At 70.5% G+C, this 13,808-nt stretch carries 14 protein-coding genes and 1 pseudogene; 9 read left to right on the top strand and 6 right to left on the bottom strand.

Annotation, left to right across the window (positions count from 1 at the left end; genetic code table 11):
- On the bottom strand, positions 1 to 1,449 hold a 1,449-nt coding region (locus GWK61_RS45320; RefSeq protein ID WP_194918854.1), incomplete at its 3' end, for a class II fumarate hydratase.
- A gap of 111 nt (positions 1,450 to 1,560) precedes the next feature.
- Here GWK61_RS45320 and GWK61_RS45315 point away from each other — a divergent pair.
- Positions 1,561 to 2,217 carry a Bax inhibitor-1/YccA family protein gene (locus tag GWK61_RS45315; protein WP_194918852.1) on the top strand — a complete coding sequence of 219 codons (657 nt, stop codon included), beginning with the start codon at positions 1,561 to 1,563 and terminating at the stop codon, positions 2,215 to 2,217.
- Between the two features lie 100 nt (positions 2,218 to 2,317).
- Here GWK61_RS45315 and GWK61_RS45310 read toward each other — a convergent pair whose 3' ends face one another.
- The gene (locus tag GWK61_RS45310) at positions 2,318 to 3,481 is read right to left on the bottom strand and encodes an LCP family protein (RefSeq protein ID WP_194918851.1); all 1,164 of its coding nucleotides are present in this window, start codon (positions 3,479 to 3,481) and stop codon (positions 2,318 to 2,320) included.
- A gap of 233 nt (positions 3,482 to 3,714) precedes the next feature.
- Between GWK61_RS45310 and GWK61_RS45305 the strand changes: the two genes are divergently transcribed.
- Positions 3,715 to 4,575: a DUF1003 domain-containing protein gene (locus tag GWK61_RS45305; RefSeq protein ID WP_194918849.1), complete on the top strand. Its 861-nt coding sequence runs from the start codon at positions 3,715 to 3,717 to the stop codon at positions 4,573 to 4,575.
- Here the strand turns inward: GWK61_RS45305 and GWK61_RS45300 are convergent.
- Positions 4,572 to 5,264: a hypothetical protein gene (locus tag GWK61_RS45300; RefSeq protein WP_323748049.1), complete on the bottom strand. Its 693-nt coding sequence runs from the start codon at positions 5,262 to 5,264 to the stop codon at positions 4,572 to 4,574. The two genes, GWK61_RS45305 and GWK61_RS45300, sit on opposite strands and share 4 nt — an antisense overlap.
- Before the next feature lie 147 nt (positions 5,265 to 5,411).
- Here GWK61_RS45300 and GWK61_RS45295 point away from each other — a divergent pair, with 147 nt between their 5' ends.
- Complete coding sequence (locus GWK61_RS45295; protein ID WP_194918845.1) at positions 5,412 to 5,831, top strand: SRPBCC family protein; 420 nt, start codon at positions 5,412 to 5,414, stop codon at positions 5,829 to 5,831.
- On the top strand, positions 5,831 to 6,316 hold the full coding sequence (locus tag GWK61_RS45290) for a MarR family winged helix-turn-helix transcriptional regulator (RefSeq protein WP_194918844.1): 486 nt from the start codon (positions 5,831 to 5,833) through the stop codon (positions 6,314 to 6,316). Before GWK61_RS45295 ends, GWK61_RS45290 begins: the two co-directional genes overlap by 1 nt.
- On the opposite strand, the gene abc-f is transcribed toward GWK61_RS45290, so the two are convergent.
- Both abc-f and GWK61_RS61125 read right to left on the bottom strand, forming a co-directional pair.
- Positions 6,317 to 7,939 carry a ribosomal protection-like ABC-F family protein gene (gene abc-f / locus GWK61_RS45285; RefSeq protein WP_194918842.1) on the bottom strand — a complete coding sequence of 541 codons (1,623 nt, stop codon included), beginning with the start codon at positions 7,937 to 7,939 and terminating at the stop codon, positions 6,317 to 6,319. It abuts the gene before it with no gap.
- Positions 7,940 to 8,121: 182 nt separating this feature from the next.
- A pseudogene (locus tag GWK61_RS61125) lies at positions 8,122 to 8,539 on the bottom strand (alpha/beta hydrolase); the annotation flags it as partial.
- Positions 8,540 to 8,748: 209 nt separating this feature from the next.
- On the opposite strand from GWK61_RS61125, the gene GWK61_RS45280 reads away from it, so the two are divergent.
- The 5 genes from GWK61_RS45280 (at position 8,749) to GWK61_RS45260 (ending at position 13,070) form a co-directional block, all read left to right on the top strand.
- Positions 8,749 to 9,609, top strand: a complete 861-nt coding sequence (locus GWK61_RS45280) for an alpha/beta fold hydrolase (RefSeq protein WP_194918840.1) — start codon at positions 8,749 to 8,751, stop codon at positions 9,607 to 9,609.
- Between the two features lie 43 nt (positions 9,610 to 9,652).
- On the top strand, positions 9,653 to 10,099 hold the full coding sequence (locus tag GWK61_RS45275; RefSeq protein WP_194918838.1) for a VOC family protein: 447 nt from the start codon (positions 9,653 to 9,655) through the stop codon (positions 10,097 to 10,099).
- 80 nt (positions 10,100 to 10,179) lie between these two features.
- Positions 10,180 to 11,688: a dihydrolipoyl dehydrogenase family protein gene (locus GWK61_RS45270; RefSeq protein WP_194918836.1), complete on the top strand. Its 1,509-nt coding sequence runs from the start codon at positions 10,180 to 10,182 to the stop codon at positions 11,686 to 11,688.
- A gap of 103 nt (positions 11,689 to 11,791) precedes the next feature.
- Positions 11,792 to 12,430: a TetR/AcrR family transcriptional regulator gene (locus GWK61_RS45265; RefSeq protein ID WP_228564011.1), complete on the top strand. Its 639-nt coding sequence runs from the start codon at positions 11,792 to 11,794 to the stop codon at positions 12,428 to 12,430.
- Complete coding sequence (locus tag GWK61_RS45260) at positions 12,324 to 13,070, top strand: SDR family NAD(P)-dependent oxidoreductase (protein WP_194918859.1); 747 nt, start codon at positions 12,324 to 12,326, stop codon at positions 13,068 to 13,070. Before GWK61_RS45265 ends, GWK61_RS45260 begins: the two co-directional genes overlap by 107 nt.
- Before the next feature lie 26 nt (positions 13,071 to 13,096).
- Here the strand turns inward: GWK61_RS45260 and GWK61_RS45255 are convergent.
- Positions 13,097 to 13,808 (bottom strand): TetR family transcriptional regulator (locus GWK61_RS45255; RefSeq protein ID WP_323748047.1); only part of this gene is annotated, 712 nt, incomplete at its 5' end.

The following is a 13,808-nucleotide window of genomic DNA, read 5'->3' as shown; positions in this document are numbered from 1 at the left end:
GTCCTGCCCCGTCATCGCCCGCGGGTCCACGATCGCGTCGAACTCCTCCGCGGTCAGCCAGCCGGTTCGCACCGCCGCGTCGCGCAGGGTCGTGCCCTCGGCGTCGGCGGTGTGCGCGATTTGCGCGGCGCGGTCGTAGCCGAGCTGTGGGGTCAGGGCGGTCACCAGCATCAGGGAGCGGCCCAGGTCGTGGTCGATGCGTTCGCGGTCGAGTTCGATGCCCTCGATGCAGAACACCCGGAGGTTCCGGATGGCGTCGGTGAGGATGCGGGCGGAGTGCAGGAACGAGGAGGCGATCAGGGGGCGCATGGTGTTGAGTTCGAAGTTGCCCATGGCGGCGGCGGTGGTCAGGGCGGCGTCGTCGGCCATCACCTTCAGGCAGACCATCATCGTGGCCTCGCACTGCGTGGGGTTGACCTTGCCCGGCATGATCGAGCTGCCGGGTTCGTTCTCCGGGAGGCGGAGTTCGCCCAAGCCGTTGCGGGGGCCGGAGCCGAGGAAGCGGATGTCGTTGGCGATCTTCAGCAGGGGTGCCGCGACGCCGCGTAGGCCCGCCGAGGCCGCGACCATCGCTTCGGCGCCGGCCAGGGCCGCGAACTTGTTCGGTGCGGTGACGAAGGGTTGGCCGGTGAGCTCGGCGAGTTCGGAGGCGAAGCGTTCGGCGAATCCGGGTGGGGCGTTCAGGCCGGTGCCGACGGCCGTGCCACCGGCGGCGAGTTCGTACAGGCCCGGGAGTGCGGATTCCAGGCGGTCGGTGGCGGCGGCGATCTGGGCCGCGTAGCCGGACCACTCCTGGCCGACGGTGAGGGGGACGGCGTCCTGCAGGTGCGTGCGGCCGGTCTTGGGGACGTCGGCCCACTGCCGGGCCTTGTCGTCCAGGACCGCGTGCAGGTTCCTGAGCTCGGGCAGCACGTGGTTCTGCAGCGTCAGCACCGCGGCGACGTGGGTCGCGGTCGGGAAGCTGTCGTTGGAGGACTGGCCGAGGTTGACGTGGTCGTTGGGGTGCACCGGGGACTTGGTGCCGAGCGTGCCGCCGGCCAGCTGGATCGCGCGGTTGCTGATGACCTCGTTGACGTTCATGTTGGTCTGCGTCCCGGAGCCGGTCTGCCAGACGTAGAGCGGGAAGTGCTCGTCGAGGTCGCCGGCGATCACCTCGGAGGCGACCCGGGCGATCAGGTCGGCCATCCACCCCGGCAGCCGTCCGGCCTCGCCGTTGACCAGCGCGGCGGCCATCTTCACGTAGCCGTAGGCGTGGTGGATCTCCTGCGGCATGTGGTCGTCGCCGACGGTGAAGTGCTCCAGCGAGCGCTGCGTCTGGGCGCCCCAGTACTTGTCGGCGGCCACGTCGACCGCTCCCATGGCGTCGGTTTCCCGCCGCGTCCCGGCCACGTCGAGGCCCACCGGGAGGTCGAGGATCTCCGGGGGCGTCTCCTGCTGCGAGTTCGTCATGCAACCTCCACCCGGAAACGCCAGAATCCAATGCTGTAACGCTATCGGGCCAGCGCCGACTGTGCCTTCCAGGAAGTACTGAACGCCCCCGACCGGGGGTAGGAGGTGACCGTGTACGACACGACAATGTCCCGACGGGGCTATGGGATCTCGACGAACACCCTGTTCGCCCGGACCATGGGCTTCGTCGCCGCCACGGCGGCACTGTTCGCGCTCGGCGCCTACGCCGGCCGGAACCTTTCCAACGCCGCGGTGTTCATCGGCTTCATCGCGGCCTTCGTCTGCCTGATCGCGATGCGCTTCACCGCCGCGCGCTCGCCGCAGGCCACCGTCGTGCTCCTGGGCGCCTTCGGCCTGCTGATGGGCATCGCGATGTCCCCGACGCTGGTCTACTACGCGACCGTGAACCCCAAGGCGCTGTGGCAGGCGGGCGCCGCGACCGCGCTGTTCATCGGCGCGCTGGGCTCGGCCGGGTACGCCACCGAGCGCGACCTGTCCGGGGTGGCCCGCGCCAGCTTCTGGGCCCTGGTGGCGCTGCTGGTCTTCGGGGTGGTCGCGATCTTCGTGAACATCCCGCACGCCTCGGTGATCTACAGCGTGGCCGGCCTGGTGATCTTCGCCGGGTTCACGCTCGTGGACTTCCAGCGGCTGCGCCGGACCCAGAACATCGCCTCGGCGCCGTTGCTGGCCGCGTCGATCTTCCTGGACATCCTCAACGTCTTCTTGTTCTTCCTCAGCCTGTTCGGCGGCGGCGGTCGCCGGAACTGAACGACCCCGTGCTGAACCGCCGGCTCGGCTCCATGTAGGCGATACGGAGCCGTGACCGGCGGTTTTGCTGTGTGAAGCGAACTACGCCGGAGCGAACTGATCAGTTCACGCAGGCGATGCCGTCCTCCGTCGTCCCATCGGAAGACGCCCCGTCGGAAGTCGTAGCGTCCGACTGCGGCAGCGAAGCGAGTCCCGCCCGCGCGACCGACGCCTGACGCGCCTCGCCGCCACTCCCCGAAACAGCCGCCGCCTTCCCCGGTCTGGCCTTGGCGTCCGAGTAGTACACCTTCATCGCCGCCTGCACCTTCGCCGGATCGACCAGGTTGACGTCCTCCCCGTCGCGGGTCGCGAACCCGTCGATGGGCAGCGTGTGGAACTGGATCCGGCCGGCCTTCAGGCTCCCGGCCTTGGAGATCAGCGACAGCACGTCGAAGCTGTCGTCGACCACGACGTCCCGCTTCACCGCGCCGATCAGCCCGGACAGCCTGCCAATGTCGGACAGCACCCCGTCGTCGGACAGCTTGCGCTGCACCGCCGACAGGAACGCCTGCTGCCGCCGCGTCCGGTCCAGGTCGCCGCCGGGCAGCCCGTGCCGCTGCCGGACGAAGGCCAGCGCCTTCGAGCCGTCCAGGGTCTGCACACCGGCCGGGAAGTCGGCGCCGGAGTAGTCGTCCTGCACCGCCTTGTTCAGGCACACGGTCACCCCGCCGAGCGCCACCGCGACGTCGTAGAACCCGGCCAGGTTCACCTCGGCGAAGTGGTCGATCGGCACGTTCAGCAGCCCCTGCACCGCCGCGATCGCCGAGGCCCGCCCGGCCTCGCGCCCCGCCGCCTCCAGCGCGTCGCCGGCGGGCCCGTCGCCGGCCTTTACCAGCGCCGACTCCTTGGCCGCCTTGGCCCGGCCGTAGGCCTCCTTGATCTTGTGCCAGCCCAGGTTCGGGATGGAGACCCAGTCGTCGCGCGGCACCGACACCGCGGTGGCCGGCGAGCCGTCGGCCGGGACGTGCAGCAGGATCAGGGTATTGGTGTTGTAGCCGCCGACGTCGCTGGAGGAGCCGGCGTGCAGCTTGTCCAGCATCGCGGCCGGCAGGTCGTGGCCCTGATCGTCGCGCCGCGAGTCCAGGCCCATCAGCAGGATGTCGACCGAACCGTCGTGCGACTTCGGGATCGTGCCGCCGAGGGCCGCCGAACGCTGGAAGCCACCCAGCACCGCCGCCCGCAGCCAGGCCCCGGTGAGGCTGACCAGCAGCACCGACATCGACATCGTCGAGGCCGTGGCCCACAGCCAGCGGGAGCGCCGGCTCCGGCGGATCGGCGGCCGCGGTCGGGGCCCGGACCGCTGCCGGGCTCCGGGGCGGGGACCATGCGGTCCGGCAGCGTTCGGCGTTCCCGCTGATGGTCGGTGCACGGATCCAGCAAACCGCTTGGAGCGGTGTCGACTTGAACCGACACGCCATGAAACCGATGTTTGCCAGGGTTCGGATATTTTAGGGGCTTGTGACCCTCTACACGTCCATGCGCCATCCCCACGTCCACGTGCGGCTCCGGCATGGCCACGTCCGCGTCGAGCACGAATACACCGGGGCCGGCGGACGGCTCGCGGCGTGGCTCACCCGCAGGCTGGGGTCGATGGGGACGGTCTACGCGGGTGTGGCGGTCACCCTGGTGTGGATGCTGCTGGGCTCGCGGGCGTTCTTCGGGTTCGACCCGTATCCGTACCCGTTCATGCTGTTCCTGGGCAACGTGGTCCAGCTCCTGCTGGTCTTCGTCATCCTGCTCGGCCAGCAGGTCCTCGGCCGGACCGGTGACCGCCGCGCGCGGCAGACCTTCGAGGACGCCGAGGCGATCCTGCACGACTGCGAGCAGATCCAGAACCACCTGATCGCCCAAGACCTGCACCTGGCGTCCTGCGTGGTCCTCGACGAGATGGAGCAGGGCCAGCTGACGGCCGCCGCCGAGCGCTTCGCGACCCCGCCGTCGATGGCCGACGAGCACATCGGCGTCAACGCCCGGCTCGCGGCCCGGATCACGGAGCGCTGCGGCAGCATGGGCGCCTTCTACGTCGCGACGCTGTTCCAGCTGGTGTGGATCGCCCTGGCGCAGGCCGGGGTGCTGCGGTTCGACCCGTATCCATTCGCGTTCCTGCTGTTCCTGTCGAGCCTGGCGCAGCTGCTGCTGATGTTCGTGATCATGCTCGGCCAGCAGGTGCTGGGCCGCGCCGCCGACCGACGCGCGGAGATGACGTTCCGCGACGCCGAGGCGGTGCTGCGGGCCTGCGAGCGGCTGCAGGCCCACCTACGGGCTCAGGACCTTGCGATCCGGCACGTGGTGGACCACATGACGGCGTGCGGGAACTAAACAACACCACCGGCGACGAGCCCGCCGACGAGCAGCAAGGTCCCGGCGGTCAGCAGGTTGGCGCCCCGGTCGATCCACGGCGCGGTCAGCAGTCTGGCACCGGCCGCGGTGGCGGTGGTCAGCACGACGATCGTCACGATGGTGACCAGCGCGAACGCGATCAGCGAGGTGATCGAGGCCACCACCCCAACCGCCCCGGCGGCCAGGAAGACCGGCAGGATCGTCAGATCCGGCGAGGCCGCCGCCCCGAACGGCACCAGGAACGCGGCCAGGCCGCGGGCGTCGCGCTCGCCGTGATCATGGCTGTGCTCGTGCTCGTGGTCATGCGCATGATCGTGTCCGTGGACGTGTCCGTGCTCACCGTCGTGGCCGTGCCCATGACCACGCCCGACCAACTCCATGACCAGGAACGCAGCCCCGGTGACCAGCAGAATCCCGCCGATCACCAGGTCGGTGTGCCGGGAGACCGTGTCCCGGAACTGCAATCCGACCAGGACCAGGACCGCACCCATCACCAACGACACCAGAACGTGCGTGACCCCGGCGGCCAGCGACAACCGCACCGTCCGGCGCGTCGGGTAGCGCCGGGTCCGGGACAGGACCGCGAGCGGCATCCAGTGGTCGGGCAGCACGGCGTGGCCGAAACCGACTCCGGCGGCGGCGAGCATGAGGGCAGGGAGCGTCTTCACGGCAGCCACTATAGCTTCACATCTTCGCATTGACGAATATGAGCAACTGTTGCCAGGCACTCTCACCTGCAAGAACTTCGCAGTTGCGAAATAGTCTGTGCGCAGATAGTCTTTGCGTAGACCAATTAACCACGGGAGGGGAACACCATGTGGGACTACGAATACAGCGCCACCGCCGAGGTCACGCCGAACGCCGTCTGGACGCTCTGGGCCGACCCGCTGGGCTGGCACGCCTGGAACGACGGCGTCGGCGAGGTCGAGGTGCACGGCCCGTTCACGGCCGGCACCGCGTTCACGATGACGCCGCCCGGCGAGGACACCATCCACATGACGATCACCGAAGTGGTCCCGGACAAGGCGTGGATCGACGTCTGCGAGGTCCCGGGCCTGCTGATCACCACGTACCACCTGATCGACGACCTCGGCGACGGCCGCACGAAGGTCACCTACCGCACCGAGATCACCGGCGAGGCGGCCGACGAGGTCGGGCCGGAGATCGGTCCGCAGATCTGCGCCGACTTCCCGGACGTCGTCACGAAGCTGCTGGAACTGGCGGCGAGCGCCTGATGAGCGATGGTGCGGGCGGCCCCGGCGACCAGCCCGGCTTCCTCCTCTGGCGCGTCACCCTGCGCTGGCAGCGCGAGATCGCCGCGGTCCTGGGGCCGCTGGACCTCACGCACGTCCAGTTCGTCCTCCTCGCCTGCACCTTCTGGCTCAACGACCAGGGCCTGGCCCCCAACCAGGCCACGGTCGCCGAGCAGGCCGGCACCGACGTGAAGATGACCTCGCAGGTGATCCGCACGTTGGAAGCCAAGGGCCTGCTCACCCGCGAGGTCGACCCCGCCGACACCCGCGCCCGCCGCCTGCGCGTCACGGCCGCCGGCGCCGACCTCGCACCGCGCGCCATGGCGGCTGTGGAGGCGGCCGACGCAGCGTTCTTCGATCCCGTCGCACGTCCGGAAGCCCTCAGCATGCTGAGCAAGCTGGCGCGCTTCGAAGAGCCCGGCCTTGTTCATGAAGTAGTGGTAGATCAGCGCCGCACCATCAACTGACTATTTCGTTGAATCGAGCACCCCGGCCCGGAGCTCGATCCTCCGATCGACCCCGATCTCCTCCAGGAACCGCTCATCGTGGCTGACCACGACAAAGGCCCCCTGGTAGGCGTTCAACGCGTTCTCCAGCTGGCCGACGCTGACCAGGTCGAGGTTGTTCGTCGGCTCGTCCAGCAGCAACAGGTGCGGCGCCGGCTCCGCGTACAGCACGCACGCCAACGTCGCGCGCAGCCGCTCGCCGCCGGACAGCACGGGCACCGGCAGGTGGATGCGCGCGCCGCGGAACAAGAACCGCGCCAGGACGTTCAGCCGCTGGTTGTCGGGCAGCGACGGCGCGAACGCGGCGAAGTTCTCCGCGACCGTCTTGCCGTCGTCCAGCAGGTCCAGCCGCTGGGACAGGTACGCCACGCGACCGTCGGCGCGGCGGATCGTCCCGCTGTCGGGCTCCAGATCGCCGTGGATCAGCCGCATCAACGTCGACTTGCCCGCGCCGTTCGCGCCAGACAGCGCGATGCGCTCCGGCCCGCGGATCGTCAGGTCGACGCCGTCCCCGGCGAAGATCTCGGTCTCACCGAGCCGCTTGCGCAGCTGCTCCCCCACGAACAACGTGCGGCCCGCGGGCACCTGCGTGTCCGGCAGGTCGAGCGCGATGCCCTGGTCGGCGCGCACGGCCTTGGCCGCCTGGTCGGCGCGCTCCTTCGCCTCGGTGACCCGCGAGGCGTGCATCGTCTGCGCGCTGCCGGCGGCCTTCTCCGCGCTGCGCTTCATGTTCCCGGCGAAGATCTTCGGCAGACCGGCGTTCTTGAGGTTCTTCGACGCGGTGCTGGCGCGCCGGTCGGCCCGCTCGCGCGCCTGCTGCATCTCGCGCTTCTCCCGCTTCAGTTCCTGTTCGGCGTTGCGCAGATTCCGTTCTGCCGACTCGCGCTCGGCGGCGACCGCCTCCTCGTAGGCGCTGTAGTTCCCCCCGTAGGACCGGATCTCGCCGCCTTCGAGCTCTGCGATGCGATCCATCCGGTCCAGCAGCTCGCGGTCGTGGCTGACCACCAGCACGCATCCGCGCTGGCTGTCTAGGACGTCGTAGAGCTTGTGCCGCGCGGCGACGTCCAGGTTGTTCGTCGGCTCGTCGAGCAGGAGCACGTCAGGGGCCTGAATCAGCAGCGCGGCGAGCCCGAGGGAGACCACCTGGCCGCCGCTGAGCGCGCCGAGCGGTTCGCGCAGCGAGACGTGCCCGAGACCGAGCCGGTCCAGCTCCGCCCGCGCGCGGTCCTCGACGTCCCAGGCGTCGCCGATGGTGGTGAAGTGCCGCTCGTCGGTGTCGCCGGACTCGATGGCGTCCAGCGCCGCGATCACGTCCGCGATGCCGAGCACCTCGGCGACGGTGCGGCCGCCGGTCAGCGGCAGGTCCTGCGGCAGGTAGCCCAAGACGCCCTCGACGCTGATCGAGCCGGCGGTCGGCGTCAACGCGCCGCTGATCAGCCGGAGCAGCGTCGACTTGCCGGCGCCGTTCGAGGCGACCAGGCCGACGCGTCCGGCCTCGACGCTGAAGCCGAGGTCATGGAAGACAGGGGTGTCGTCCGGCCAGGTGAAGGACAGCCCGGAAACTACAACAGGGGATTGAGACATAACAGTGCCCTTGAAGGAGGAGAGAAGGAACGACACAAGGAACCGAGCCGCGGATCAGAGATCAGAACGCGCTCGGGAACCCGGGCATCTCAGTGCGAGATGTCGTCGTCGCTCAGCATGTCGAACTCCTTGTTTCGGGATCATTAGCACGGTAACACGAGCCGCGCCGACGAAGTAACCGACTATTTGGTTGACAGCGCAGCCCCGCGACCTGGGCGTTGCCAGTCCGGGAGGTTGTCGGCGAGCCAGGCGAGGACGTAGTCCGCGATGTCACGCCAGCCACTGTCGAAGACCAACGAGCGGCCTCTGTCAGCGAACTGCTTCAGGTCGGTCACGGCGGTGGAGTCGCCGTAGAGCTTGTAGGCGGCGCGGGCAGTAGCGGGCCGCGTGCCGTGTTGTCCGTGTCCACGGCGAGGCCGGTTTCCGTTAGCAGGCGTCGCGGGGCCGGGACGGCATACCGGTCGTGCAGTTTCGCGGCCTCCTCGTCCCCACGGTGTTCGCCACGACGTACCGGAACTGCGGCTGCGGCGCGATGGCCACGGTCCCACGGCCGGCACCGGCACCGAGCAGTCGCTGGGCGATGAGCCCGCCGGGCGCGTGGCGGTCCGGCGGCTCGTCGATGTTCTCGCGCAGAGTCGCCGACCGGGAACAGTCGGATGACTGAACCCCCCGGCGACTCCCGCGGCCTCCCTGTGACGGCTTCTCCGACTGGGAGTCAGATGACCGATGTCACCGCCTGTGCGGCCGGGTGACAGTGATGCCACAGCACGAAACCCAGCCTGAAACCCAGTCCTCGAAAGGGATCTGCCATGGTCACCCTCCCCACCGGCCGCAAGCGGCGCTTCGCCGCCGCCTCGACCGCGGTGGTCGGCGCCGCCGCGGCGCTCGGCGCGTTCGCACTCGCCGACACCGCCGACGCCGCTTCCAACCGCTCCGCCTCGGCCGACCGCGACCGCGGTCCGAAGCCGACCGTCGTGCTGGAGCACGGCGCGTTCGCGGACGCCTCCAGCTGGGACGGCGTCATCAAGGACCTCCGCCACGACGGCTACCCGGTCATCGCGGCGGCGAACCCGCTGCGCAGCCCCGCCTCCGACGCCGCCTCGCTGCGCGCCCTGATCGAGCACATCAAAGGCCCGGTCATCCTCGTCGGCCACTCCTACGGCGGCTCCGTCATCAGCGAAGCCGCAGCCGGCGAGACCAACATCAAGGCCCTCGTCTACGTCGCCGCGTTCCTGCCCGCCGTCGGCGAAAGCGCACTGCAACTGACCAACCTCTACCCCGGCTCCACCCTGCCCGGCGCCCTGGACCCGGTGGCCGTCACCAACCCCGACGGCAGCACCGGCACCGACCTGTACATCCAGCAAGACAAGTTCCGGCACCAGTTCGCCGCCGACGTCCCCGCCGACCAAGCCGCGCTCATGGCGGAGACGCAGCGTCCGATCGCGCAGGCGGCGCTGGAGGAGAAGGCGACGGTCGCCGCCTGGAAGACCATCCCCAGCTGGGACATCGTCACCACCCAGGACCTGAACATCCCGGCGGCGGCCCAGGAATTCATGGCCAAGCGCGCCAACGCGCACATCACCGAAGTCGCCGCCTCGCACTCCGTCGCGGTCTCCCACCCCGACCTGGTGACCTCGGTCATCGAGCGCGCCGCCCGCGCGACCCGCTGACCGCCGTCCCCCGAAAACCGCCGGAAAGTAAGAGAGCTCACTCATGGATCTGAAGCTGGAAGTCGTCATCGTGCCGGTGTCCGACGTGGACCGCGCGAAGGCCTTCTACACCGAGAAGCTGGGCTTCCGCCTCGACGCGGACTTCCCGATCGCGGACGACTACCGGATCGTGCAGGTCACGCCGCCGGGGTCGGAGTGCTCGATCATCTTCGGCACCGGCCTCACGCCGACCGCCCCCGGGACGTACCTGGGCCTGCACCTGATCGTCACCGACATCGTGGCGGCCCAGGCCGAGCTCACCGAGCGCGGCGTCGCGGTCAGCGGGCCGTTCCGGGACGTCACCGGGGCCTTCCACCGCGCCGGTGCCGCGAAGCGGGTCCCCGGCCTGAACCCGGAGCGCCTCAGCTACGGGAGCTTCGCGTCGTTCGAGGACCCGGACGGGAACCAGTGGTTCCTGCAGGAGGTCTCGCAGCGCGCGCCCGGCCGCTGAGCCGTCACACCCCCTGACCGCCGAGGGGGCGGCCCTCCCAGTTCCCCCGCCCCCTCGGCTGAACCCGTTTGGAGACACCGATGCCAGGCACCACCACCCGCACCTTCGACGTCGTCGTGATCGGCGCCGGCCCGGTCGGCGAGAACGTCGCGGACCGGACCACCGCCGCCGGTCTGGACACCGTGATCATCGAGTCGGAACTCATCGGCGGCGAGTGTTCATACTGGGCTTGCGATCCCAGCAAGGCGCTGCTGCGTCCGGCGCTGCTGCACAGCGATCTGCGCGGCGTCCCGGGCCTGGAGCGCGCGGCGGATCAGGCCCTTGACACCGCGGCCGTGTTCAAGCACCGCGACGCGATGGCCAGCGAGTGGGACGACAGCAGCCAGGTGGAGTGGCTGAACCAGGCCGGGATCAGCCTGATCCGCGGGCACGGCCGGCTGGCCGGTCCGAAGGAGGTGACCGTCACGACGCCGGAGGGCGACGTGCTGCTGGTGACGGCGCGGCACGCGGTGGCGGTGTGCACGGGGACATCCGCTGCGCTGCCGCCGTTGCCGGACCTCGACGCGCTCCGGCCGTGGACCAGCCGGGAGGCGACGAGCGCGAAGGCGGCGCCGGCGCGGCTCGCGGTGCTGGGCGCCGGGGTGGTGGCGGCGGAGATGGCGACCGCGTGGCAGGCGCTGGGGTCGCAGGTGACTCTGATCGCCAGAGAGCCGGGGTTGCTGCCTCGGGTGGAGGATTTCGCCGCGGAGTTGGTGACGGAGCGGCTGCGGGAATCAGGGGTCGAGTTCCGGTTCGATTCGGGGATTGCGGCGGCTGCGCGGCGGGGTGGTTCTGCGGGCTCTGATTCGGAGTTCGATGCGGGCTCTGATTCGAGCTCTGATTCGGGTGAAGTGCACATCACGCTGGTCGACGGCACCGAGCTCGTCGTCGACGAACTGTTGCTGGCGACCGGCCGCGCGCCCCGGACCGAGGACATCGGGCTGGAGACCGTGGGCCTGAAGCCCGGCGACTGGCTCGCGACCGACGACATGTTCACCGTCGACGAGGTCGCCGGCGAGTGGCTGTACGCGGTCGGGGACGTCAACCGGCGGGCGCTGTTCACGCACCAGGGCAAGTACCAGGCGCGGATCGCCGGAGCCGTCATCGCCGCCCGCGCGCACCGGCGTCCGCTGGACATCCGGCGGTGGAGCCGGTTCGTGGGCACGGCCGACCGGGCCGCGGTGCCCCAGGTGGTGTTCACCGATCCGGAGATCGCGAGCGTGGGGCTGACGACGGCGGAGGCCGAGCGGACCGGCCAGGTCGTGGACGTCGTGGACTACGAGATCGGCCGGGTCGCCGGGGCGGTGCAGTACCGGACGGACTACCGCGGCCACGCGCGGCTGGTGATCGACCGCAGGCGGCAGACGGTCGTCGGGGCGACGTTCGCCGGGCCGGGGGTCGCCGAGCTGCTGCATTCGGCGACGATCGCGATCGCCGGCGAGGTGCCTGTGGAGCGGTTGTGGCATGCGGTGCCGGCGTTCCCGACCATCAGCGAGGTGTGGCTGCGGTTACTGGAGACGTACCGGGACTCGGCGGCGGCGACGCTTTAGAGTTACAGCGATCTAGAGTTGCTTCGTGATCGATGCCGAAATCGACGCTGAGATCGAGGCCGAAGCCCCGACCCCGGTGCTCCGCAGCGCGTCCGGTACGGCGCTGACGGCGAAGGGGCGCGCCACGCGGGCCCGCATCGTCGAAGGCGCGGCCGAGGTGCTGCGCGAGTCCGGCGTCGAGCTGGCCACCCTGGACGACGTCATGGCCCGCACCCACACCAGCAAGAGCCAGCTGTTCCACTACTTCCCGGCCGGCAAGGACGAGCTGCTGCTGGCGGTCGCCGGCTACGAGGCCGACCGCGTGCTGGAGCATCAGGAGCCGTATCTGGGCTGCCTGGACACCTGGGAGGCGTGGGAGCGGTGGCGGGACGCGACCGTCGAGCGCTATGAGGAGCAGGGCGACCGGTGCCCGCTGGGGACGCTGTCGATGTACTTGGGACGGAGCACGCCGGGTGCGCGCGCCGTGGTCGTGGCGCTGCTGCGGCAGTGGCAGGACGCCTTGGCCGGCGGCGTCCGCGCGCAGCGGGAAGCCGGCCGGCTCCCCGCGTCGGTCGACGCCGACGAGCGCGCCGCCGCACTGCTGGCCGCGATTCAGGGCGGGGTGGGGATTCTGCTGGCCACCGGCGAAGCGCGCGCTGGTCACCGGCTCGACCAGCAACATCGGCCGCGCCATCGCCGAGGCCTTCGGCGCCGAGGGGGCGCACGTGATCGTGTCCGGGCGCGATGCCGCGCGCGGGGCTGAGGTCGTGGCGGGTATCCGTGCGAAGGGCGGTCGCGCCGACTTCGTCCGTGCCGAGCTCGACGGCAGCCCTCAAGCCTCCCGCGCGCTGGCCGAGGAAGCCGAAGCCCTCCTCGGCGACACGGTCGACATTCTGGTCAACAACGCCGGCATCTACCCGGCCGGCACCACCGTGACCACGGACGACGAGACCTTCGACCGGGTGTACGCGGTGAACGTCAAGGCGCCCTTCTTCCTGACGCAGGAGATCGCCCCGCAGATGGCGGCGGCCGGCGGCGGGGCGATCATCAACCTGGGCTCCTGGGTCGCGCGGCTCGCGGTCCCGGTCGGCGCGCTGTACGCGTCGACGAAGGGCGCGATGGAGACGCTGACGCGTGCATGGGCCGCGGAGTTCGGGCCGCAGGGCGTGCGGGTGAACGCGGTGTCGCCGGGGGTGATCCGGGAACCGGCGCCGGGCCAGCCGCACCCCGGCGAGGTGATGATGAACGGCACTCCCGCCGGCCGTCTCGGGAAGCCGCAGTACATCGCGGACGCGGTGGTGTATCTCGCGAGCGATGAGGCTTCTTACTTGCACGGGACTGTGCTCGACGTGGACGGCGGACGGACAGCGGCGGCGGTCATCGCTGCTCAGGGTCCGGCTTAAGGTCCGGCTTAGGGGCCGGCTCTGGCTCAGTCCAACGCTTCCTGAACTCGCTGCACGACGCGCCACATCGGTGTTCCGCGGCGTGCGACCACAACCATGACGTCCTCCTCCGGCTCCGCGGCGCGCGGGGCGGAGGGGACGTCGTCGGTGTAGGTCGCGCGGACCCACTCCAGGGCGTGTTCCACGAGTTCGGCGGGGTCGCCGTTGCCGTCGGAGCGGAGCCAGCCGCGCAGGGCGTGGTTGTGGGCGGCGACGACGGCTGCCGAGACGACGTCGGCGCGCAGGTCGCCGTCGGCGCGTCCGGCGTAGCGGGCTCGGAGGAACGCCGCCAGGGCGCTCTCGTAGCGGCGGACGACGGCCAGCTCGTGCGTGCGCAGGGCCGGGACCTGGCGGGTCAGCCGGTAGCGGGCCAGGGAGAACTCGGGGTCGGCCGCGTACATGGCCAGGACCATGCGGGCGGCGTCGCAGACCCGGGCGACGGGATCCTGGGCGAAGCCGGCCTCGTCGGCGAGGAAGTCGGACATGCGGGCGAGGGTGCCCTCGTGGTCGGGGAAGACCACGGACTCCTTCGAGGGGAAGTAGCGGAAGAAGGAGCGGCGGCCGACGCCGGCGCGGGCCACGATGTCGTCGACGGTGGTGGCGTCGAAGCCGTGCTCGGCGAACAGGGCCACGGCCGCCTCGACCAGGGCGTCGCGCATCGCCGGGCGGGGCTCGGCGGCGGTGGCGGGGGCGCCTGGG

The organism is Catenulispora rubra (assembly GCF_015356825.1).
Classification (GTDB): domain Bacteria; phylum Actinomycetota; class Actinomycetes; order Streptomycetales; family Catenulisporaceae; genus Catenulispora; species Catenulispora rubra.
Note: the sequence above shows the minus strand (reverse complement) of the source record. Positions and strands in the feature narration are given on the sequence as shown.

Bases quoted from the DNA above. Each gene is read 5' to 3' on its own strand.
- GWK61_RS45310 (WP_194918851.1), bottom strand. From the start codon at position 3,481: ATGTCGATGTCGGTGCTGCTGGTCAGCCTCACCGGGGCCTGGCTGCGG.
- GWK61_RS45295 (WP_194918845.1), top strand. From the start codon at position 5,412: ATGTGGGACTACGAATACAGCGCCACCGCCGAGGTCACGCCGAACGCC.
- GWK61_RS45290 (WP_194918844.1), top strand. From the start codon at position 5,831: ATGAGCGATGGTGCGGGCGGCCCCGGCGACCAGCCCGGCTTCCTCCTC.
- abc-f (WP_194918842.1), bottom strand. From the start codon at position 7,939: ATGTCTCAATCCCCTGTTGTAGTTTCCGGGCTGTCCTTCACCTGGCCG.
- GWK61_RS45280 (WP_194918840.1), top strand. From the start codon at position 8,749: ATGGTCACCCTCCCCACCGGCCGCAAGCGGCGCTTCGCCGCCGCCTCG.
- GWK61_RS45275 (WP_194918838.1), top strand. From the start codon at position 9,653: ATGGATCTGAAGCTGGAAGTCGTCATCGTGCCGGTGTCCGACGTGGAC.
- GWK61_RS45270 (WP_194918836.1), top strand. From the start codon at position 10,180: ATGCCAGGCACCACCACCCGCACCTTCGACGTCGTCGTGATCGGCGCC.